Consider the following 22,496-nt stretch of genomic DNA (forward strand, 5'->3'; position numbering starts at 1 on the left):
TGGTCGGGCTGTTTATTTTCCTGCCTTTCATTTTTAACCAAGGTCGCGGATTTTTTAACACTGAAAAACTGTGGATGCGCACCTGGCGTGCGGTGGTCAGTCTGATTACCATGTATGGCTTTTGTTATTTTTTGATACAAATTAGTTTTTCTTGTTGATAACCTGGCTTTTTCTAACACTTCTACTACATTTTAAAATAATGAAAAATAACACTTATCACGTTCATTCTTTCAAACTTCCCACACTTTTGGCTATTTTTCATCTATTTTCAATCTGCTCAACTATTTTTAATGCAATATAGTGTAAAATCTAGAAAATTTTTTCTGGAAGGAAGATCATGTCGCAGCTTTCAACAATCATTGAAAAAGCGTTTGAAGATCGTGCGAATTTCACAGCTGCAGATTGCCCTGCTGAAATCCGTCAAGCAATTGAGGACGTAATTGCTGGTCTAGACAATGGTACTTTACGTGTTGCTGAAAAAATCGATGGTGAATGGATTGTTCATCAATGGATTAAGAAAGCGGTATTGTTATCATTTAAATTAAACGACAACAAACCAATGCAAGCTTGTGATCTTCGTTTCTATGACAAAGTAGATACTAAATTCTCAGACTGGACTGAAGAACAATTCAAAGCGGCTGGCGTACGTGTAGTCCCTCCCGCGGTGGCGCGTAAAGGTTCATTCCAGGCCAAAGGCGTGATCTTGATGCCTTCTTATGTCAACATCGGTGCCTATGTAGATGAAGGTACGATGGTGGACACATGGGCAACTGTGGGTTCATGTGCACAGATTGGTAAAAATGTTCACTTGTCTGGTGGTGTTGGTATTGGTGGTGTACTTGAACCACTTCAAGCCAACCCGACGATTATTGAAGATAACTGCTTTATCGGTGCACGTTCTGAAATCGTTGAAGGCGTGATCGTTGAAGAAGGTTCTGTAATTTCAATGGGCGTATTCATTGGTCAATCGACCAAGATTTATGATCGTGCCACTGGTGAAATTCACTATGGTCGCGTACCAGCAGGTTCAGTCGTTGTTGCAGGTAGTCTGCCTTCTAAATGTGGTACTTACAGCCTTTATGCTGCGATTATCGTGAAAAAAGTAGATGCGCAAACTCGTTCCAAAACCAGCCTGAACGATCTATTACGCGAAGACTAATATGTCTTAACTTAGAGGGCACATTGGTGTTCCTCGGAGCTTCAAGCGCTCCCCGTCTCTACGATCAGTCATGATCGTAGGGATTTTTATTTTTATACCCGGTTATTTATTTCTCAGTGGTTAGTTTTGTTATGAATACGCTTCGTTCTTCCGCAATTCCAGTTTCTGATCCGTCTGCGGGTTTACGCATTACGGAGATCTTCTATTCATTACAAGGTGAAGCCAATGCTGCGGGCTTGCCAACGGTTTTTATCCGCTTAACCGGCTGCCCGTTACGCTGTACATACTGTGACACCACCTATTCATTTGAAGGTGGTCAGCGTCAGTCTCTGGATGAAATTATTCAGACCACGCTCGATTTTAAAACACCCTATGTCTGTGTGACCGGTGGTGAACCACTGGCTCAACCGAATGCCCTGCCTTTAATGCAGCGCCTTGCTGATTTAGGTTGTGAGGTTTCTTTAGAGACCAGTGGTGCTTTAGATGTTGCTAAAGTAGACTCGCGCGTTTCCAAAGTTCTAGATTTAAAAACCCCAACTTCAGGTGAAGTTGCACGAAATTTGTTATCCAATCTGGATCATTTAACGCCACATGATCAAATCAAGTTTGTGATCTGCAACCGTGAAGACTATGAATGGTCAAAGCAGCAGCTTGAACAGTATCAGCTTCAAGAGAAAGTCAGTACAGTCTGGTTCTCGCCTGCATTTGCGGTTGAAAAAGGCGCGGTTCGTTTACCGCAACTGGCGCGTGATTTGGCTCAGTGGATTTTAGAAGACCATCTCCCTGTTCGTTTCCAGTTACAGCTGCACAAGTTGTTATGGAATGATGAAACTGGTCGTTAATTTTTTGTAAAGTTACTTTTTTGGAGAATCAGCTTATGCGCCCTCGTGCCATTGTTCTGTTATCTGGCGGATTAGACTCAACTACATGTCTGGCTTGGGCACAGGCACGCTACGAATGTATCGCGATCAGTTTTAAGTATGGTCAGCGTTCAACCACAGAGCTGGATGCAGCCAAAGCACTGACTCAAGCTGCCGGTGTGGAACATCGTGTGATTAATATTGATCTGGGCAATCTGGGTGGCTCAGCCCTTACCGATCATAGCATTGAGGTGCCTGATCATGAACAAGCCGGTATCCCGATTACCTATGTTCCGGCACGTAATACCATCTTCCTGTCTTATGCTTTAGCCGCTGCGGAAGTATTTAAAGCCGAAGCAATTGTGATCGGAATTAATGCGGTTGATTACTCGGGCTATCCGGATTGCCGACCGGAATTTATTGACGCATTTGCCAACATGGCACGCCTTGCGACCAAGGTTGGCGTAGAGGGTCAGGCGCTCAAATTTGAAACACCTTTGTTACATTTATCCAAAGCAAATATTATTCGCTTAGGTATTGAACATGGCGTAGACTACAGTCAAACGGTGTCATGCTATCAAGCAGATGACCAAGGACGTGCCTGTGGCAAATGTGACAGTTGCCGTTTACGTAAACAGGGTTTTGCGGACGCAGGTGTTGAAGACCCGACACGTTATATACCGTAATAACAAGGTAGAGTTTATGAAGAATTTAAAATCAAGCATCGTGCTTTCAGCAATTGTTTCAGCTGCTGCTATGTTCGCAACAACGGCTCAGGCAGCTGATGACAAATTACAACAAGCTTATAAAAGCACCAATGTAAAATCTGCATTGATCAATGTTTGTAAAGATGAAACTGGCAAAGGTAAAAAACTGACCGCTGCTGAAGTCAGTAAATATTGTACTTGCGCTGTTGAAGCAGATGGTAAACTAACCAATGCACAAAAATGGGAAATCCAAAGCACCATTAATCAGAAGAAAAGTCCTGGAACTTTAGCTTTTGTACAGAAGCAGAATAAAGACCTGCAAGCATGTTTTGGTCCACAGTTAACAGGCAAACTGAAAACTTTGACTGAAGAAGCAATGAAATCAGCTCAAGCTGCGCCGAAGAAATAATATCTCATTATTCTTTGATGAAATAAGCCACTATAATGTGGCTTATTTTTTTGAAAAATTTAAATAAAACAGGAGTTAATATGACTGCCATCAGTTTGCTTGACCAGAGTTTCCCTGCAACGACAGCTGAAATCAATTTAACCCAGCTGGATACAGAATGGCTGGTGATTTATTTTTATCCTAAAGATTCTACTCCGGGTTGTACCACTCAAGCCGTCGGATTTTCTTGTTTAAAAGATCAGTTTGATGCTTTAAATACCACCATTATTGGCGTATCTCGTGATTCGGTCAAAGCCCATCAAAACTTTACTGAAAAGCAGAATCTGAGTATTAATCTGATCAGTGATAAAGAAGAAATCCTGTGTAATCACTTTGATGTGATTAAAGAAAAAAACATGTATGGCAAACAAGTCATGGGGATCGAGCGCTCGACTTTTATTTTCCATAACGGCGAACTGGTCAAAGAATATCGTAAAGTCAAAGCCGCAGGTCATGCCGAACAAGTCCTGGAAGATTTAAAAGCTCTGCAAAGTGCTTAATTGACTATTTCCTGCAAGGATAAAAGCTCGAAAAAATCGGGCTTTTTTTGTGATTACTTTGATGTAATACAAGCATTTTATATGTCTTCTATGCTTCAATTTTTAAAGCTAAGCAATAGACATGCAGCAGTCTATTAAGCTGAAAAAAGACTGTATTCAAACACCCTTAATTAACTTCACAATGACCCGAGAGATGCAGATTCACTTTCTCCCCTACGCCTGCGATCCCCTTTCTCATGCCGAAATCACTGCGGTTAATCACTGCAAATGCCTGGACTTCGAGCAAGTTGTCATTAGACAGACTCGACTTAAAGGTGGTTTCAAAAATCACCGGTTTGGTCACACCACGCAAAGTCAAATTGCCTAAAACATTGTATTTACCATTGCCCAGGTCTTTAAACTGGATACTTTTAAAACTTACCGTTTTATATTTTTCAACATAAAAAAGGTCTTCACCCAAAATCATATGTTTCAATAACGGTTTATTAAAACTCAAACTCTCCACATCCATGACCAGATGCGTTGAAGCATTTTGCGGTGCTTTGGCATCAAACTGCATGCTGGATTGCACCTGATTAAACTTGGCTTTGACCACAGTCAGTCCCATTGACTTGATCTCAAAGCCGACATCACTTTTAGGAGTGAGCGTCCATGATTTTGCAAAAGTCTGACTGCTGAAAAATAAACAGATTGCCAGGCCAATCAGTCCAGTTTTTATTGTTGTTTTCAATTTTAAATCCACCTTGTTTAATTTCTTATTGATCGGATTTAGGTACACGCTTCAAGCTGAAATTAAATTTTCTTTTCAGTTTTAGAATTTTTGTTTTCGTTATTTTTATACCAGTTAACTGAAGTTTTTGTAAAACCCTTAGTGACTAATGGAAAAAATAATCGTTAGTATTTATTTTTAAGAAATGGCCTAATCGAAGTATGCTCATCGAATGGAGACTGTTAATACTTTGATTTTAAAATTCATCTCCTAAATATGATCATATATTTCAACAAAATCTGAAGTAAAATTTGCTTACACAGCGAGCACTGCAAACTCTATTTTCTATTGTGATTCTCTTTGAAAAATGTTTAAAACAGAATGTCTAGACAAATATCAATTACAGACCTTACTCGCATTCTCTTGCTCAAAATATAAAAATCCTCAATTGAGGATTTTTATATTACCAGTTGAATTAAATACTGAGAATTAATGACCCTGCGACGATCCACATGGTACAAGCAATGAGAGCATCCAGAACCTTCCAGGCATGGCGATGCTGAAACCAGGGTGTCAATATCTTTGCCCCATAGCCCAAGCTAAAAAAGAAAAACCAAGATGCACAGACAGCACCAAGCGCAAACCACCATTTTCCTAGGCTATATTGCGTTGAAATTGAACCAATCAGGATGACGGTTTCTAAATAAACATGCGGGTTTAACCAGGTAAATGCCAGACAGATCATCAACACTTGTAAAAAATGTGCTGTAACTTGATCACTTGGAGCCAAAACTTCTGTTGATTTAAATGCACTGATTGCATGTTGCAGACCATAATAAAACAGGAATCCTGCGCCGATATATTTAGAAAACATAACCGCATTTGGATAATGTTCAATGATGTGAGCAAAACCAAAAACACCTAATAATATCAAAATAGTATCAGACAAGGCACACGTCAAACAGACCAAGAAGATATGCTGCTGTTTTAAACCCTGTTTTAGTACAAAGGCATTCTGCGCCCCGATACTGACAATCAGGCTCATACCTACAGCAAAGCCACTGACCATATAACTCAACATCACATTCCCCTTTTTTGAATACATGAATTATTCAACAAAAAGGAAGCTATTCATTAAAACTAAGTTAATATCAATTTAACTAAATTTTTCTTAGATTATAGCGATGCTGAATGCGAAACAATGTAATGCTTTTTACGCGGTTGCAAAAACCGGTAGTTTTGATCTGGCCGCAGAACAACTCAATATTACTGCCTCAGCAGTGACCCTTCGTGTTCAGAGTCTGGAAAAACAATTGGGACACTTGCTGCTGGTGAGAGACCGGCCTTGTCGCGTGACTCAATCGGGACAAACTTTATTGCATTATTTACAGCATCAACGTTTGCTAGAACAAAATTTAATGCAGGATTTGGGTGGTCAGGTACAACAGGAAGGTTTTTACTGCCTGAATGTTGCCACCAATGCCGATTCACTTGCGACTTGGTTATTGCCGACCTTACAAGCCCAACTGATCCAGCATAAAATTGTGCTGCATTTTCAACTGGATGACCAATCACAAACCCATCATTTACTGGAAGCCGGACTGGTCAATGCCTGTTTAAGCACTGAAGCCAAAGCCATGAAAGGCTGTCTGGCCGAGCGGATTGGACCAATGCACTACCGTCTGGTTGCCACGCCTGAATTTGCCCGGAACTGGTTTCAACAAGGAATACATCGTGATGCCTTACGCCACGCACCGGCGATTCTGTTTAATGAAAAAGACCAGTTGCATACCCAGTATATCCAGCAAGAATTTGGCCTGAGTCCGGCACAATATCCTCACTTTTTTATTCCATCGACGCATGCATTTTTTGATGCCATTGTCATGGGCTTGGGTTATGGCTGGTTGCCGGATTATCAAACCCGGCATTTGCTGGAATCAGGACAATTGATTGAACTTTCCGGTGAAATGCGAATTGAAGTCCCCTTGTATTGGCATCACTGGAAACAGCAGTCTCCTGCTCTGGCGATTCTGGGTGAATGTTTAAAACAGCATGCTCAGACCACCATGAATCAGCCTCTAGCCATCTGATCGAGTCAGGCCAGATTGCTTTTATCCTTCTGGACAAATTTTTGACTGAGTTGCTGATAGGTTTCGGTATGCTGGAATTGCTCTAGAAACTCAATCGTGCCTTGTGGAAATTTATCCCGTTGAATTTCACCGCGATAATAAGCTTCACGCATCGGCGTAGCGGATAAAGCACCTTCCAGGCTTTCCAGTTCGACCATTTCCCATTCCGGGAAAAATTTTAAATAATATGAAGAATCATCTTTAAAATGTCCAATCAGTCCGACTTTGGCATTCGGTTCTATGGCCTGATTTATCAGCGATTTCACCAGTTTTTGCCATTTTTCATCATTATAAACATCAATGACTTCTACAAATTGAATCCGCGCCTGATCTTCCGGACTAAAATTTGCAAGGATCATGGCTTCACGTTCCGAAGCCAGAAATGGATTTTTGATATTGCGTTCATTCTGCGCAGAACCAAGGGCCAAAATCACATTTTGACTGTGTTCCAAAGCAATCTGAATGGTTTGCATATGCGCCAGATGAAAAGGCTGAAAACGGCCAATGAAAACCAGATAATCAAATGTATAGTTCATAACAGATCATTTTTATGACTCATGAGTTGTGCCGCCCCAATAAATATGCGACATAATCAATCTCATAAAATCAAATTAAGTTTTAAAGCAAGGATAGTACGATGACACTGAGCTGTATTCAACAACCTCATGAGCATTTGCATGCGAATTTAGAACATGGCGTACTCACTTTAGCCATCAATCGCCCGGAAGCGAAAAATGCCTTATACAGCGAGCTGTATTTATGGATTGCTCAAGCGCTCGATGAAGCAGATCAGGACAATCAGGTGCGTGTGGTGGTGTTACGCGGTCAGGACACGGACTTTAGCGCGGGCAATGATATGCAGGATTTCATGAAATCTGCTGCGAAAAAAGGTCAGGCCCCTGCGGCTGAAGGCCCGCCCTTTATTTTACTCAAAGCGGCTGCCAAGTTTTCCAAGCCTTTAATTGCAGCGGTACGTGGCGTTGCAATCGGGATTGGGGTAACCATCTTATTGCATTGTGACTTGGTCTATAGTGACAATACTGCCCTGTTCCAGATTCCATTTGTCAGTCTGGGCCTATCGCCTGAAGGCGCTTCAAGCAAATTGCTGATTCAGCAGGCGGGCTATCATAAAGCGGCTGAATTATTGCTGACTGCACAAAAATTCAATAGCGAAAAAGCACTCGGTGCCGGTCTGGTGAATAGTATTGAAGAAGATGCCTATGCGGCTGCACAAAAACAGGCGCAGACTTTAGCAGCATTACCTTTGGCATCTTTGAAGCAAACCAAAGCCTTGATGAAACATAATCTGGATGAAATTGTGGCCTGCATCGATCATGAAGCAGAAATTTTCATGCAGCGCGTTGGCTCTCCGGAAATGCTGGAAGCCGTACAAGCTTTTATGCAAAAACGTAAACCTGATTTCACACAATTCAACTAATTTTCAAACTTAGGATCTCAATGAGCTGGTTTAGACTGCCTCATTGATTCCTTTACCTGTAAGAATAAAGAATATGTCTACTGAAAATTCATCCATTATTGCCCAGTCTCCTGAAACCATTGATAGCGCCAATCCTGATAAAAAACGTTATTATGAACCTGCTCCACAGGATATTGATGTCGATAATTTCCGTAAAGTGATCGAAAGTCGTCGTTCAGTGCGTAAATTTACCAAAAAACCAATTCCAGAAGATGTACTTGATGCTTGTCTGGATCTGGCGTTGCTGGCTCCCAATTCGTCAAACTTGCAGCCCTGGACATTTTATGTGGTACAAAACCCGGCGAAGAAAAAGCGACTGGTCAAAGCCTGCATGAGCCAACTGGCAGCAAAAACGGCTTCTGAGCTGATTATCTGTGTGGCACGTACCGACCGTATTGATGAAATGGCCAAACGGAATGTCAATGAATTTCCATATCCGGAAGCGCCAGCTGCCATCAAAAAATACTATAAATACATTCCATATAACTATAAAACCGGTTATTTAAATGTCTTTGGCAACTTTAAAAAAGTGGCTTTCAAAGTTGCCCGCACTTTAGATAAACAGATGCCTGTTTCTGCCTTTAGTCCAAATGATGCCAAACTTTGGGCAACCAAAACAACGGCACTGGCTTGCGAAAATCTGGTCTTGGCCTTACGTGCTTATGGTTTTGACAGCTGCATGATGGAAGGTTTTGATGAACCGATGGTACGCGATCTCTTGGGCTTAAATGATCAGCAATATCCAGTCATGGTGATTGGTGCAGGTGAACGCGCCAAAGACGGCGTGTTCTTCCCGCAATACCGTTTTGATCGTGAGTTATTTATCCAGAAAGTTTAACAGTAGCAATAGAAGAATAAATCTTTGATTTGATATTCTTGGCGATATGAATACCACTCTTAGGCAGAGATTCAGAAATGAATTTTCTGCCTAACCTGGGATCTCGGTTAATTTAGACATACCCTTCTTATCCTTCAAAGTAACATCAACCTATTAAATAAAGATTTAAATCTTCACGCGATATGAGACTGTGCCAGCACCCAAAGTGCTTATGCATCATCAAAATCTAAGAATAGTAAGTTCTCAATTTCCGGTCATCCATCCAGTTACAATGAAATCCGACGGGTACACGAACCGGTAAATGAATCGTGGCAATAGGCCCCTTCTGAATATATTGCGCATCTAAAATCACCACTTTCGATGGACTGCCATCTAAGGCGTGTAGATAAGACATCAGCCAGCCATCATTTTCTGTTTGAGCACCTTCTCGGGCGACAAAAACCGCCTCACCTGTAACCCAGTTTGCTCCAAAGGAATAGCTTGCTGTACTGCCGGTTTCCAGATCATGGTATAAGAGTGTATTACTGCTAACATGATAAGGATCATCAAAGCCGGCAAAGGAAACACTATAGGCATAGCGATAAGGCCGCCCTGTATAGGCTTCATTGATCCGCGGAAATTCCTGCTTGATATTGGATAATACAGTTCGAGTGACTTTTCCTGTTTGCTGCTCGAAGATCAATCTTTCCAGCCGAATCTCCTGATCTTCTATTGGTCCCTGAATGGAACTGACCAGTGCCTTGGAATGTACCACTGCATCCATCACTACATCACCTGTGTTCAGGTCATAAGCATTGACCGTATGAAAAATAAAACAGGGATCAATCTCATACCAGCGGATGTCTGCCGCACTGCCACCAAAAGGCAGCATACCTATACGAGCCTGATGTTTAGGATTCCATTGATAGGGTAATAGTGAGCCTTTTAAGGCACTACGCATAGAAAAGTTGACATTCAAATCCAGAATCAGCACCTGAGATTGAGTAATGGCACAGTCATGCACCATCGGGCCATGTTTGACTGGAATTTCGACATGATGTTGCAGTTTGCCTTGAGCATCAATATGTAAATAAAAAACCTGATGATGATTCAAGGCATCATAACAAACCGCATGAATATCTCCTGTTTCCGGGTCGATATGCGGATGAGCCGTAAACGGTAAATCCTGATCATTTTCAAAAAGTTGATGCCGTTTTGATTCCAGCTCACGATTTACTTCGATCGGATAAGCCCCCGCTTCGACCAGTGCCCAGATTTTCCCGGCAAAGTGGATGATATTGGTATTGACCGCATCCGCGACTCCACGCGTTTTCCCTAAAATCTGGGGTCTATGCAATTTTTTCTGCACACTGGCCGATCCGACATAAGCACTTTTATAGCAATGTGCTTCACCAGCTTTGAGTTTCAGCGCGTGAATCATGCCGTCACCGGTGAACCAGTGATAATTTCGTGGGTTCTTTACCGTGATCGGATTCGGGCCAATCCGCATCAGCGCACCTTCTAGTTCTACAGGAATTTGCCCATCTACCATCAATTGAGTAGCAAAATGCTCCTGTCGTTGTGGCGCAAATATGCCATCCAGATAGGGATTGTCATGAGAATAGGGAATGCGGCTATGCAGGATTCCCGCACCATGTTTGATAGTTTTACTGAGCGTATTCTTGAGGATATTGCCGAGCTGTTTTGACCACTGCATTATTATTTTCCTGTTTTATTTTTATGATGATGACTGATTTTATACTCATAAAAGGAGGTTAATCATTTTAAACAGATAAGCTGATGGTACGCTAAAACACGATGCGCACCATTACTTCTAGCAGCAATAAGGTTGCACGTTTAGACTTTAATATCCAGGAGCTGAATAAACTCAAAAGCAGGCTCTTCATAAGGATGGCTTGCTTTCAGAGCTTTGGCGACCTCGACCGCCTTTTCATCAGCAACCAGCATTTCTACTCGCCACTCTTCAACCTGCTCTAATTCCCCGACTTCACCAATATAAGGATCTGCACCTTGCTGCGCTTTAAACTGTCCTGTTCCCAGTACCTGCCAGGCACAGTGGGTATAATCTCCGATGCCGCCTGCACCCGCTTTAAACAAGGCTTCCTTAGTCACTTCAAGATGTTCATCTGGTACATAATAAATGAGTTTTAGCATGTTTCCCTTCAACATTTTCAATGGCTTATTTAAGATCTATTGTCCAGTGCCTGGGTAATAATATTCAATGCAGAATTATGAGAATTCTTGTTAAATGTTGCATAAAGTCCTAATTGTGGCAGGACTTGATCTGTTTGCACGATTTTCACATGCTCATTTAAAAAACGCAGCAGATATTCCGGGACGAAGCTAAAACCCATGCCCATATTGATCAGGTTAATATGTTGCAACACATTGGTAACCCATAGTATTTGGTCATGCTGCAATTGTTCAAAAGACATCAGGTGATTCAACTGCGCATAAAAGACTGGCGAGGCATTTTGCTCACACATAATCAACTGATGATTTTTCAATTCTTGTAACTTCAATGGCCGATCTGTGGGATGTAAATGCTCGGCTGCCACCAGATAAATCTGTTCATTCATTAAATGAATATTGTCAAAATCGGGATGTTGCAGACAATAGCGGGTAAAGCTTAAATCCAACTCGGCATTTTTCAGGCGTTGAATCTGCTCCATACAGGTCAGACTATGCAGATGTATTTTTAAATCAGGAATATTCTGCTTCAGTTTGGCCAGAATATTTGGCATCACTTTCAGTTCTGCAACATTTAAAAAGCCAATATGGATCTGGTTATTTTTCTGCTGCGCCACCTGACGCGCCGCGGCAACTGCCAGTTTGGCACTTTCAAGCGCCTGTTCAGCATGAATCAGAAAAGCTTGCCCTTCATCGGTCAGTTTGATTTGCCGGGATGAACGATCAAACAGCATTACACCGACTTCCTGCTCCAGATCCTTAATCTGCTGACTTAAAGAAGGCTGCGCCGTGAACAGCTTATCTGCTGCTTTGGTAAAACTCTGTTCCTGAGCTACTGTTAAAAAAGCACGTAAATGTCGAAGTTCCATAAACTCAGCCGCATATTCTCAGGCATTTTAAGCTGCCAAACGAGAAAGTAGTAAGAATCTCAATAGACCTATAGTTTATATGAATACTCCTATTGTATTGCCTGAATTTCACTACACTGGATTGTAAATATATTCAAATCTTGTTCTTCAGACAGACACATGGAGTCATGTATGACACAGCATTACGATACTGACGTATTGGTAATTGGCACAGGACCTGCAGGATCGACCTTAGGTTTAGCACTGGCAAACTATGGAATTAAAGTTCAACTCTTCACACAGTTTAACTGGCTGGCCAATAGTCCACGTGCACATATTACCAATCAGCGTGCTATGGAAGTATTACGTGATTTAGGCATTGAAGAACAAGTCAAAGAAATTGCGACACCGTGGGAACACATGGGCGAAAGCCTGATTACCACCAGTCTGGTCGGTGAAGAAATTGCCCGTTTAAGCGCTTGGGGCACAGGTGATGAACGTCATGGCGACTATATCAAAGGCAGTCCATGTCCATTGGTGGATTTGATTCAGCCGAAAATGGAAGCCTTACTGGTCAAGAATGCCGGTGAGCGCGGTGCAATCTATAACTTCAATACTGAATATTTATCGCATGTTCAGGATGAAAATGGTGTCACCGCTACTTTCCTGAACCGGATTACCAACACAGAATTTAGTTTAAGAGCCAAATATCTGATTGGTATGGATGGCGCACGCTCAAAAGTGGTTGAGCAACTTGAGCTACCACTCGAAGGTGTGATGGCGCGTGCGGGTACAGTCTATGTGACTTTTAAAGCCGATCTAAGCAAATATGTTCAGCACCGCCCTGCGATTCTGCAATGGATCGTCAATCCTGAAGCCAGCTTTGGTGATCTCGGTATGGGCTTGCTACGTGCCATTACGCCTTGGAATGAATGGATTATGGGCTGGGGCTTTGACATTTCCAAAGGCGAGCCACAAGTGACTGAAGAACAGGTTCGATCGCGTCTGAATACATTTGTTGGCGCTGAAGTGGAAGATGTCGAAATCCAAAAACTGTCCTACTGGTATGTAAACCAGACTTGGGCAACTGAATACTCTAAAGGCCGCGTGTTCTGTGGTGGTGATGCTGTACACCGTCACCCGCCTTCAAGCGGTTTAGGTTCAAATACCTGTATGCAGGATGCGTTTAACCTTGGCTGGAAACTCACCTATGCAATCAAAGGTTGGGCCGCACCTTCCCTCCTCGATTCATATACGTCTGAACGTGCGCCTGTAGGCAAGCAGATTGTCGCACGTGCCAACCAATCCCGTTTTGACTATAAGCATTTAAAAGAAGTCTTTGGTTTTGACCAAGGCATCACTACGCAAAAACAGATGCTGGAACGTATTTTTGCTGAAGATGAGCAAGGTGCCGAAATTCGTAAAAAGTTATTTGAAGCACTTGAAATTAAGCATTTTGAATTTAATGCCCAAGGTGTTGAACTGAATCAGCGCTATAGCTCAAATGCGGTGATGAGTGAAACTGAGCCCGAGATCTTTGAAAAAGATGAACAGCTTTATCTGCAAGCCACGACTCGTCCGGGTGCCAAAGTTCCACATACCTGGCTAATCAATAGCAAAGGCCAAAAGCAATCCACTTTGGATATTAGCGGTAAAGGCCGTTTTACCTTACTGACAGGTTTATCAGGCAAAGGCTGGAGATTGGCTGCCGAGGCTCTAGATTTACCTTATTTAGATGTAATTCAGATTGGTTCACGTGAGTATCGTGATGTCTATGGTACTTGGAATGCCAAGTCTGAAGTTCATGAATCAGGTGCAGTGCTGGTTCGTCCAGATGGTTATGTGGCTTGGCGTTATCAGGACAGTACCAATGCATCTTTTGATTATGAAAATACGTTAAAGGCGGTATTGAAGCAAGTTCAACTCATAATCTAACTATTCCATCAATCATATTTAATTGACCATCGACATGGATGTCACCTGTCAGCCTGTGGGATATAGTCATTCTATCAGTCTGACGAAGGGGTTTTGTCTTTCGGAGCAATGTTCCTCATGCCCGAACAAAAGCAAATATAGAAACAAAACTAAAAAACCACCTCTCGGTGGCTTTTTTAAAGCCAAATATCAAGAACCCTGCATCAAATAACTGCCCACAACAAACAATATTTGTAGTCCTACGACAATAGCAAACAACATCCAGCCTTTCTGACGCATTGCCGCCTTATCCATTATTCTAAGTGTTTTAGCCATGTCATCACCTCATACTTGAGAATTGATACTGAACTGATCTATTCCATCTTTCTTTTATAGTGCAATAAAGTTGTGCATAAAACATACCATAGCACTTTATATACAATATGAAAGCAAAATCTAAACCAAGTTCAGTGGGAGAAGTTAAATTAAAAAATCAGAATGCTTAAAAAGCAAAAATCCACCCCAAGGTGGATACGAATTAAGTAATTATAGATATTTTTAAATTATTTTTCCATAAAGTATAATTAAGTTAATATTTTTAAATGTTATTTATTAAAAATTAAGAAAATTAATGATTAGTAATTTTCTGATATTTCCACATGAGAAGTGACTTTGCTGTAAGCATGAATTATTCATTACATAAGTTCTCATTTGGAAGTGTGATACTTTTACCATCCATCGCTTTACTAAAAGCTAAATACGCCTTAAAGCGCTGTTTTGTGTTTGTGGTGACTGCAATGACATGCTGAACGACATTGGATGGTTTGTACAAAGTATCTTGAGAAAAACGCTCGTAAATGCAGCCTATCGCGCGCGATTTTTCAAATGCAATTTTTCGTAGCGGGTATTGCTGAGAAGTATCGAGTAATAAGCTCTCTTGCAGAACCATAGCCAATTGTTTTACCGCCTGTCTTTGTTCCATATTTATAAAATTCTTTTCAATATAGAGATCAATATCATCACGAATTCCGTTTTGATTCACATCAGGGCCTTCGATATCGCGATCACGATTGAGTTTCGGCAAATAACCACTTTGTTTTATTTCATCTAAATGCTTGATATTAGCTCGCCACATGTATGTATCACACCCCGCCAATGTGAATAGTGAAATAAGTAAAATGCACCTTGAGAATCTGATAAATATTCTTGGCATGAGGTACCTCTTTATTTTATATGCATCATCATTGTCAAAAAGCTCAACATCTATCCTGAATCTCAATATATTTTCATGATTTAGTAGATCTGTAGTGTTTACGATATTTCATATAAAAGATCGCAACAGCGATCAAATGCAAAGCTAAACACAAGATGATTTTTAAATGTGGACTATACAGCTCATCCGACATTTTTTCGAAGAGAGTCAAATAAACCAGACTATAGGAAACGAGTCCTAAAATGGTTATTGCCGTTATTTCTATTTTTAAATATGCACCATCTGCAAAGTTATAATCTGCACTAAAACACAATAATGCAAAGATAAAATATGTAAATATTTTCATGATTTAAACTGGTTACTTATTTGAATTATTTAAACGATGTTAACTCCGAAACATACATAAAAAAAGGGCTGCTGACGCAACCCTTTTTTAATCTAAAACCGATTAACCAATGAACTTACGTGCATTACGGAACATACGTAACCAAGCACCATCTTGATCCCAGTCTTCTGGTTTCCAAGAATGCTGAATCGCACGGAAGTTACGTTCAGGGTGCGGCATCATAATTGTTGCACGACCGTCTTGAGAGGTTACACCGGTAATACCTTCCGGTGAGCCGTTCGGGTTCAATGGATAATGTTGTGTTGCATTCCCCAAGCTATCTACATAACGCAGAACCACCTGATTCGATGCGTTGAGCGCAGCAAAGTTTTCCGCAGTTGCAACCGCACGACCTTCACCATGTGCTACAGCGATCGGCAGAATCGAACCTTCCATGCCCTGAAGCAATACAGAGTTTGATTTTTCCACACGAACATTCACCGCACGTGCTTCAAACACTTCAGAAGTATTGCGGTGGAAACGTGGCCAAGCATCAGCACCCGGAATCAGCGGAGCCAACTGAGACAACATTTGACAGCCGTTACAGATACCCAGCGAGAAGGTTTCCTGACGGTTAAAGAATTTCTCAAACTGGTCACGCAGTTTAGTATTGAACAATACTGATTTTGCCCAGCCGCCACCAGCGCCCATCACGTCACCGTAAGAGAAGCCACCACAAGTCACTAAGCCTTCAAAATCATCCAGGCTGATACGACCTGCCAGCAAGTCGCTCATATGTACGTCAACAGTATTGAAGCCTACTTTATCAAATGCTGCTGCCATCTCAATATGACCATTGACACCCTGCTCACGCAGAATCGCCATGTTTGGACGACGTGAGTTGATATAAGGCGCTTCAATCGCTTCATTCAAATCAAATGTCGGTTTCGCAATGATACCTGCATGAGATTTGTCAGTGATAAGAGCAAATTCCTGATCCGCAGTTTGTACGTTGTCACGTAGGCGCTGGATTTGGTGGGATACTTCCGTCCAAGCCACTTGCAGATCAGCACGTTCAAGTACTAGACCGTTTACAGATAACTGATCCGTGTTATTTACCGTACCCACCACCTGAATGGCATCTTTCAGGGTAGATGCTGTAACTTCAGCTTCTAATGCTGCCCAATCCGCTTTGCTGATTTGAAGCACTGCACCAATTTCTTCTGCAAACAGGCTTGCAGTTGACTGATCTTCTAAAGCCACACCCAGACGTGATGCGAACATCATTTCTGCAACAGTTGCGACTAAGCCACCATCACCGATGTCATGATATGCCTTGATCAGACCACGATTGTTCCAGTCTTGAACCAATGCGAAAAATGCTTTGAAGTCATCGAAGCTGTCGACATCAGGCGTCACAGAACCGATTGCTTTATACACCTGCGCCAGAATCGAACCACCTAGACGGAACTGACCTTTCGATAAGTCAATACGAACCAGTACCGACTCTTCATTTTTCAATTCAGGAGTCAATGTTTTACGAACATCGGTCACTGGTGCAAATGCAGTAATCACGCCTGACATTGGAGAAGTCACTGATTTGTCTTCGCCTTCATCATTCCAGGTGGTACGCATTGACAATGAGTCTTTACCGACTGGAATTGCGATACCCAGTGCTGGACACATTTCCATACCGATGGCTTTTACACCTTCGAATAGCGCTTGATCTTCGCCCGGTTGACCGGCAGCAGCCATCCAGTTTGCAGACAATTTAATGTCGCTGATTTTTTCAATCTTCGCAGACATGATGTTCGAGATTGATTCAGCCACTGATAAACGTGCCGATGCAGCAGGATTGAGCAATGCGACTGGTGGACGTTCACCCATCGCCATCGCTTCACCGGTGTAGCCTACTAGGCTTGTCGTTGTTACCGCAGCATCCGCCACCGGAACCTGCCAGCGACCGACCATTTGATCACGTGCCACCATACCAGTAATCGAACGGTCACCAATACTGATCAGGAATGATTTAGAAGCCACTGTCGGGTTTTTCAAAACGCGATAAATCGCATCTTTCAGATCTGTGACTTTAGCCGCGTCGAAATCATCGCCTTTGCGTTCAATCGTTTCATATGAACGGCTCATACGCGGTGTACCACCAAGCATCACCTGCATTGGCATATCCACTGGCTTGTTGCCAAATAACGGATCTTCAACGGTTAAGTGACGCGCTTCAGTTGCTTCACCGAGTACCGCAAACGGACAACGTTCACGCGCACAGATCGATTCAAATAATTCTAAAGAAGATGGACGAATCGCCAGTACATAACGCTCTTGCGCTTCATTTGACCAGATCTCCATAGGCGACATGCCCGGCTCAAGCGATGGAATCTTACGCAGATCCAGCACCGCACCGAGTTCATGGTCATTCACCAGTTCAGGCATGGCATTCGATACACCACCTGCACCGACATCATGTACAGACACAATCGGGTTCTGGTCTTCCATGCGCCAGCAAGTATCAATCACTTCCTGACAACGGCGTTCCATTTCCGGGTTTTCACGTTGTACCGAAGCGAAATCCAGGTTTTCGCCGAGTTTACCGCTGTCTACAGAAGATGCTGCACCACCGCCGAGACCGATCAGCATGGCAGGGCCACCGAGCACGATCAATAAATCACCGGGCAAGATTGGATCTTTTTCAACGTGATCTGGACGGATGTTGCCATAACCACCGGCAATCATGATTGGCTTATGGAAACCTTTAACATCGCCATTGATGTTTTGTTCAAAGGTACGGAAGTAACCATTTAAGGCAGGACGACCAAATTCGTTGTTAAACGCAGCGCCACCCAATGGGCCTTCAATCATGATTTGTAGCGGCGATGCCATACGCGATGGCTTGCCATAGTTTTCTTCCCAAGGCTGTTCAAAGCCCGGAATGTTCAGGTTAGATACTGTAAAGCCGGTTAAACCTGCTTTAGGCTTACCACCACGACCGGTCGCACCTTCATCACGGATTTCACCGCCCGAACCTGTCGCAGCACCGGCAAATGGTGCAATCGCTGTCGGATGGTTGTGAGTTTCCACTTTCATCAAGATATGCGCGGCTTGACTCTTATATTTATAAACCTGCTGGCCATTGTCTTCTTTGGTTGGATAAAAACGCTGGGTATCCGAACCGACAATCACCGAAGCATTGTCTTTATAAGCCGACAATACATCTGTAGGTGATTCTTTATAAGTATTCTTGATCATCTGGAACAATGACAATGGCTGAACTTCACCATCAATCGTCCATTCAGAACCGAAGATTTTATGACGGCAATGCTCAGAGTTTGCCTGTGCAAACATCATCAGTTCGATGTCATTTGGATTACGACCCAGCTTGATAAACGCTTCAGTCAGGTAATCAATTTCTTCCATCGACAATGCAAAACCAAATTCGTTGTTGGCCTTAACCAGTGCCTCTTTACCTTCACCTAGAATATCAATCGAGTTCAGTGGTTTTGGTGCTGTTTCAACAAACAGTACCGCAGCCTCTTCAATCGCATTGAATACGCTTTCAGTCATACGGTCATGCAAAATCTGTTGAACTTCATTTGATACGTGTTTTAGACCCTTCAACGTAAATAAAACGCCGCGCTCAAGACGATGCACCGGCGTATTACAGTTTTTGAAAATGTCTGTAGCTTTAGAAGACCAAGGCGAGATGGTGCCGACACGCGGTGTCACTAAAATTTGGATTTCATCACTTGCAGCCTGGTGCAATTCAAAAGATTGCCCATCGTTGAGAAGCTGTAAAGCTGATTGCTGTTGTTGCTCGCTGAGCGCTTGGTCAAAGAGGTAGACCCATTGACTTTCAATTGATTGAACAGAACTAATTGACGTCAAACGCGATAATAGTTGAGTTTTCTTAAAAGAAGAATGTGCGGGTGCACCGGCAACGATAAACATGCTGATTTTGGCTCCACGGGATGGTCTGAACAACCATGCCACAATGTGACTTGAGAGAGCGCATATTCTACTGTGAAATAAGGAAATCGGCTAGATGGCAAATACGAAAACTACGGCTGAAATATTCTGTATTTTTAAAATATTGTGTTTATTTTCAGGCAGGAAAATTGAATGTAGTCGCGTAGATTAACACAATTTGTTAAAGAAAAATCAAAACCGATTAACAATAATTTCACTTAAGAAAATTGTATTATTTTTCAACAGCAAGACCACTTAAAATGCGTACAGAACTTATTCTTGAGCCGTTATAAAAAACTTATTAAGGCTAGGCTAAAGCTTCTCGGGATAGACTGAAACAGTCGAGTTCATTTTTTAGCTCATCTCTCTGTCGGCGAGTTGCACTACTGAAATAATTTTGTATCCAGCTATCCCCATTCCGGGCTCCATTGCAGGATTTAAGACTCTGCCCCGCTGTTCTCCCTTTTCGAGCCTGTCTGTATGAGCAAACTATATCGCCTGCTTCAATCGACTTCCAGTAATATCCGGTAGCCCAGATTATTCCGATCACTCATCTTAATATATGAACTCTATTCAAAGATACCTAAATCTCACATATAAGACCCCACCATAGTTTCTAATAAAGAGTGAGAATTAAAATCAATAGATCTACTTTAGTAAATGAATTTCCAGGATATTAAGTCTGTTTTCACCGATATATTAACCAAAAATATTGATTCAAATATTTCTTAAATTCTTCGCTAAAAAGAGCGAAATTACATGCTAATCAATTGAAAATATAAAGCTTAAATTCAAACTGATTCTCGGCCTCTATTCTTATGCAAAAATTCAGAATATATAAGCATCATCAGACATGAATTAATGAAAGTTTTTTAGGCTATTATGAAAAAAATCACTACTCATAATGAAGAAAATAAGAAATATTAAAATTTTGTTACTTTTTCATTTTCTGACTGACATCCATCTTTATTCTAATAAAAAACCATGCAATAAATACCTGTAATTCCTATAAAAATATATAACCAACAGATCTACATTTTATAAGATGTTGAAATCAAAAATAGCCTTATATCAGCAAAGAATCTACATAATTAATGACTTCATCAGTAAATTTGATGATTTTATGTTAACCTCTACGCCAATTGCTGAGGAAATGTCCACATTCAGGACGCATGAATCATCCTCTTTTCTGCTGCAGATATGAATATCCAATTGATATTCAGACGCTGGTTTTTTTATTTTCTGTAGCTTCACTGCTCTGTCTAATCTAGAGCCTTAATCTGTTGCCAATGATTTAATTTTCAAAAACAAAAGGTGACCCGCTTAAGGAGTATGTATGTTTCAATTCACTAGTACAGCAACTGTACTATTGATGGTGCTTTTCTATGGCATCACCTTTCTATTGTCGTTACGCATTAAGCAAAAAAATGAAAATGTCGATGGATATATGGTCTCGAATGGCTCCATCGGATTTGGAATGTCTGCGGCCAGTATGACCGCCACCTGGATCTGGGCCGCTTCATTTTATGCAGCAGCTTCGTCCGGATATAAATACGGTGTTTCCGGTGCCTTACACTATGGTTTGTGGGGTGCACTGATGATTTTATTTATCTACCCATTCGGCAAACGTTTCCGCGACCTGGCACCCAATGCACACACTTTGGCAGAAATCATGCATGCACGGCATGGCAACCAGAGCCAGATGATTCTGGCAGGCTCCAATATTGTCGGAAGCGTGATCAGTCTGATGGTAAACTTTACCGCAGCAGGTGCGCTGGTTGAAATTCTGTCTCCCCTCAGCTTTATCCATGGGGTCTTGATTACCGGAATTGGCGTCCTGTCCTATACTTTATGGTCAGGTTTCCGCTCCTCGGTATTTACCGACTTTGGGCAACTGGTCGCCATGATTGTGGCGGCAGTGATCATTATTCCGACGCTATTTTTCACCCTGGGCGGCCCTTCACTGTTCCAGACCGGCATGCATAATCTGCAACCGGAACAACTGGATTTCTTTTCGAAAACCGCATTTTTAGAACAGGGTGCGCCATTTTTTGTGGCGGTACTGGCTTATGCGATTGGTAACCAGACCATCGCCCAACGCCTGTTTGCAGTGCGTAAAGACTTGATCAAACCCAGCTTCATTACTGCAACCATCGGTTATGCCGCGATTGTCGTCGGTTTGGGAATGCTCGGATTATTGGCGCTATTTGCCGGGATTCAGCCGATTGATGGCAACCTGAACAACCTGATTCCACAAATGGCAGCAACGTATCTGTCTCCATTTATGGTGGCCTTACTCTTTGTCATGGTGATTGGCGCGCTTTCGTCAACGGCGGATTCGGATTTATCTGCCCTGTCTGCCATCGTAATGACCGATATTTATGGCAAACAGATTGCTAAAAATCGTCCTGATCCGAAGAAAATGCTGTTTATTGGCCGGATGACCATGATTGTAGCCACCATGCTCGGTATTTTAATTGCCACGCTTAAATTCGACATTCTAGCGATGCTGATTTTCGTCGGTGCACTCTGGGGTGCCATCGTATTCCCGGTGATTGCCAGCCTGTACTGGGACAAGGTCAATGCCCGTGCCTTTAACTGGTCTGTCGGTATCGCATTTTTAAGCTTTCTGGTGGTTCGATTTGAATGGCTGCCAATTCAGGGTCTGATCGCACTCAGTTTTGAGCTTATGGCCACCATCGGTATTGGTGTGGTACTGGGTCTGATGAGCTTTGGCTTCTTTGGCAAGAAAGTCGGCCTGGTGGTCGGTATTCTGGCCAGTATCGGCTTCCTTCCATGGACCATCGGCTTCCTGCGTGATTATGGCACGCTATTGAGTTCCCTGACCGCCTACGGCAGCAGCGCCATTGTCTGTACAGTACTGACTTTAATGAATAGCAAAGAACGATTTGATTTTAAACAAATCAATAAGATGGTGATTGAATTTCACCAGGTATCTGAGAAAAGTAAATAAGGAGATTTCAGATGAGTAGTCAATTTATGACCCTATATGTACTTTTTTGGCCATTGGTGGCGACGATGATTTTGTTCGTCATTTGCATGGGGGTCTATAAAGACATCCAGGAAGCCAAGATCAGTGGTGAAGATTTGCTTTAGTCCACTTCTATCATGAGATAAAAACAGGTCAATATGACCTGTTTTTTTATAGCGATTGTTCAGCTGAAATTTCCACAGAGTTTTGTT

General features: G+C 42.2%; 20 protein-coding genes. 11 read left to right on the forward strand and 9 right to left on the reverse strand.

What is annotated here, in order from left to right:
- The first annotated feature begins 337 nt into the window (after positions 1 to 337).
- The 5 genes from dapD to FTV48_RS01690 all read left to right on the forward strand — a co-directional run bounded on the left by dapD (position 338) and on the right by FTV48_RS01690 (position 3,674).
- Positions 338 to 1,159 carry a 2,3,4,5-tetrahydropyridine-2,6-dicarboxylate N-succinyltransferase gene (gene dapD, locus FTV48_RS01670; protein ID WP_100329046.1) on the forward strand — a complete coding sequence of 274 codons (822 nt, stop codon included), beginning with the start codon at positions 338 to 340 and terminating at the stop codon, positions 1,157 to 1,159.
- A 131-nt stretch (positions 1,160 to 1,290) separates the two neighbouring features.
- Positions 1,291 to 2,001 (forward strand): 7-carboxy-7-deazaguanine synthase QueE, encoded by a 711-nt coding sequence (gene queE, locus FTV48_RS01675; RefSeq protein ID WP_100355703.1) that lies wholly within the window; start codon positions 1,291 to 1,293, stop codon positions 1,999 to 2,001.
- Positions 2,002 to 2,036: 35 nt separating this feature from the next.
- Positions 2,037 to 2,705, forward strand: a complete 669-nt coding sequence (gene queC / locus FTV48_RS01680) for a 7-cyano-7-deazaguanine synthase QueC (protein WP_005170088.1) — start codon at positions 2,037 to 2,039, stop codon at positions 2,703 to 2,705.
- A gap of 16 nt (positions 2,706 to 2,721) precedes the next feature.
- Positions 2,722 to 3,135 carry a hypothetical protein gene (locus FTV48_RS01685; RefSeq protein WP_005170085.1) on the forward strand — a complete coding sequence of 138 codons (414 nt, stop codon included), beginning with the start codon at positions 2,722 to 2,724 and terminating at the stop codon, positions 3,133 to 3,135.
- Between the two features lie 80 nt (positions 3,136 to 3,215).
- Positions 3,216 to 3,674: a peroxiredoxin gene (locus FTV48_RS01690; RefSeq protein WP_005170083.1), complete on the forward strand. Its 459-nt coding sequence runs from the start codon at positions 3,216 to 3,218 to the stop codon at positions 3,672 to 3,674.
- A gap of 166 nt (positions 3,675 to 3,840) precedes the next feature.
- Here FTV48_RS01690 and FTV48_RS01695 read toward each other — a convergent pair whose 3' ends face one another.
- Together FTV48_RS01695 and FTV48_RS01700 are read right to left on the reverse strand one after the other, a co-directional pair.
- Complete coding sequence (locus FTV48_RS01695) at positions 3,841 to 4,404, reverse strand: YceI family protein (protein ID WP_051064995.1); 564 nt, start codon at positions 4,402 to 4,404, stop codon at positions 3,841 to 3,843.
- 454 nt (positions 4,405 to 4,858) lie between these two features.
- Positions 4,859 to 5,464, reverse strand: coding sequence for a LysE/ArgO family amino acid transporter (locus tag FTV48_RS01700; RefSeq protein WP_179999206.1), 606 nt, complete (start codon positions 5,462 to 5,464; stop codon positions 4,859 to 4,861).
- 103 nt (positions 5,465 to 5,567) lie between these two features.
- Here FTV48_RS01700 and FTV48_RS01705 point away from each other — a divergent pair, with 103 nt between their 5' ends.
- Positions 5,568 to 6,473 carry a LysR family transcriptional regulator ArgP gene (locus tag FTV48_RS01705; protein ID WP_179999208.1) on the forward strand — a complete coding sequence of 302 codons (906 nt, stop codon included), beginning with the start codon at positions 5,568 to 5,570 and terminating at the stop codon, positions 6,471 to 6,473.
- A 5-nt stretch (positions 6,474 to 6,478) separates the two neighbouring features.
- On the opposite strand, the gene FTV48_RS01710 is transcribed toward FTV48_RS01705, so the two are convergent.
- The gene (locus FTV48_RS01710; protein WP_005097586.1) at positions 6,479 to 7,048 is read right to left on the reverse strand and encodes a nicotinate-nicotinamide nucleotide adenylyltransferase; all 570 of its coding nucleotides are present in this window, start codon (positions 7,046 to 7,048) and stop codon (positions 6,479 to 6,481) included.
- Between the two features lie 101 nt (positions 7,049 to 7,149).
- Between FTV48_RS01710 and FTV48_RS01715 the strand changes: the two genes are divergently transcribed.
- Both FTV48_RS01715 and FTV48_RS01720 read left to right on the forward strand, forming a co-directional pair.
- Positions 7,150 to 7,950 carry an enoyl-CoA hydratase-related protein gene (locus FTV48_RS01715; RefSeq protein ID WP_005097587.1) on the forward strand — a complete coding sequence of 267 codons (801 nt, stop codon included), beginning with the start codon at positions 7,150 to 7,152 and terminating at the stop codon, positions 7,948 to 7,950.
- A 73-nt stretch (positions 7,951 to 8,023) separates the two neighbouring features.
- Positions 8,024 to 8,827, forward strand: coding sequence for a nitroreductase family protein (locus tag FTV48_RS01720; RefSeq protein ID WP_179999209.1), 804 nt, complete (start codon positions 8,024 to 8,026; stop codon positions 8,825 to 8,827).
- 226 nt (positions 8,828 to 9,053) lie between these two features.
- On the opposite strand, the gene FTV48_RS01725 is transcribed toward FTV48_RS01720, so the two are convergent.
- The 3 genes from FTV48_RS01725 to FTV48_RS01735 form a co-directional block, all read right to left on the reverse strand.
- Positions 9,054 to 10,523: a carotenoid oxygenase family protein gene (locus FTV48_RS01725; protein WP_159138207.1), complete on the reverse strand. Its 1,470-nt coding sequence runs from the start codon at positions 10,521 to 10,523 to the stop codon at positions 9,054 to 9,056.
- Between the two features lie 140 nt (positions 10,524 to 10,663).
- Positions 10,664 to 10,981, reverse strand: coding sequence for a hypothetical protein (locus FTV48_RS01730; RefSeq protein WP_005097590.1), 318 nt, complete (start codon positions 10,979 to 10,981; stop codon positions 10,664 to 10,666).
- A 29-nt stretch (positions 10,982 to 11,010) separates the two neighbouring features.
- Entirely contained in the window at positions 11,011 to 11,886 is an 876-nt protein-coding gene (locus FTV48_RS01735) for a LysR substrate-binding domain-containing protein (protein ID WP_179999211.1), read from the reverse strand.
- A 171-nt stretch (positions 11,887 to 12,057) separates the two neighbouring features.
- Between FTV48_RS01735 and FTV48_RS01740 the strand changes: the two genes are divergently transcribed.
- Positions 12,058 to 13,800, forward strand: a complete 1,743-nt coding sequence (locus tag FTV48_RS01740) for an FAD-dependent monooxygenase (RefSeq protein WP_179999213.1) — start codon at positions 12,058 to 12,060, stop codon at positions 13,798 to 13,800.
- Positions 13,801 to 13,989: 189 nt separating this feature from the next.
- Here FTV48_RS01740 and FTV48_RS14905 read toward each other — a convergent pair whose 3' ends face one another.
- The 3 genes from FTV48_RS14905 to purL form a co-directional block, all read right to left on the reverse strand.
- Positions 13,990 to 14,115: a KGW motif small protein gene (locus tag FTV48_RS14905; protein ID WP_005170067.1), complete on the reverse strand. Its 126-nt coding sequence runs from the start codon at positions 14,113 to 14,115 to the stop codon at positions 13,990 to 13,992.
- A gap of 352 nt (positions 14,116 to 14,467) precedes the next feature.
- On the reverse strand, positions 14,468 to 14,914 hold the full coding sequence (locus tag FTV48_RS01745; protein ID WP_051064989.1) for a hypothetical protein: 447 nt from the start codon (positions 14,912 to 14,914) through the stop codon (positions 14,468 to 14,470).
- Between the two features lie 526 nt (positions 14,915 to 15,440).
- Positions 15,441 to 19,274 carry a phosphoribosylformylglycinamidine synthase gene (gene purL / locus FTV48_RS01750; protein WP_179999215.1) on the reverse strand — a complete coding sequence of 1,278 codons (3,834 nt, stop codon included), beginning with the start codon at positions 19,272 to 19,274 and terminating at the stop codon, positions 15,441 to 15,443.
- Positions 19,275 to 20,628: 1,354 nt separating this feature from the next.
- Here purL and FTV48_RS01755 point away from each other — a divergent pair.
- On the forward strand, positions 20,629 to 22,266 hold the full coding sequence (locus FTV48_RS01755) for a hypothetical protein (protein ID WP_005170049.1): 1,638 nt from the start codon (positions 20,629 to 20,631) through the stop codon (positions 22,264 to 22,266).
- A gap of 11 nt (positions 22,267 to 22,277) precedes the next feature.
- Entirely contained in the window at positions 22,278 to 22,409 is a 132-nt protein-coding gene (locus FTV48_RS14830) for a putative transporter small subunit (RefSeq protein WP_005097597.1), read from the forward strand.
- The last annotated feature ends 87 nt before the right edge of the window (positions 22,410 to 22,496 follow it).

The sequence above is a fragment of the Acinetobacter sp. YH18001 genome (genome assembly GCF_013416975.1).
GTDB lineage: Bacteria > Pseudomonadota > Gammaproteobacteria > Pseudomonadales > Moraxellaceae > Acinetobacter > Acinetobacter pseudolwoffii.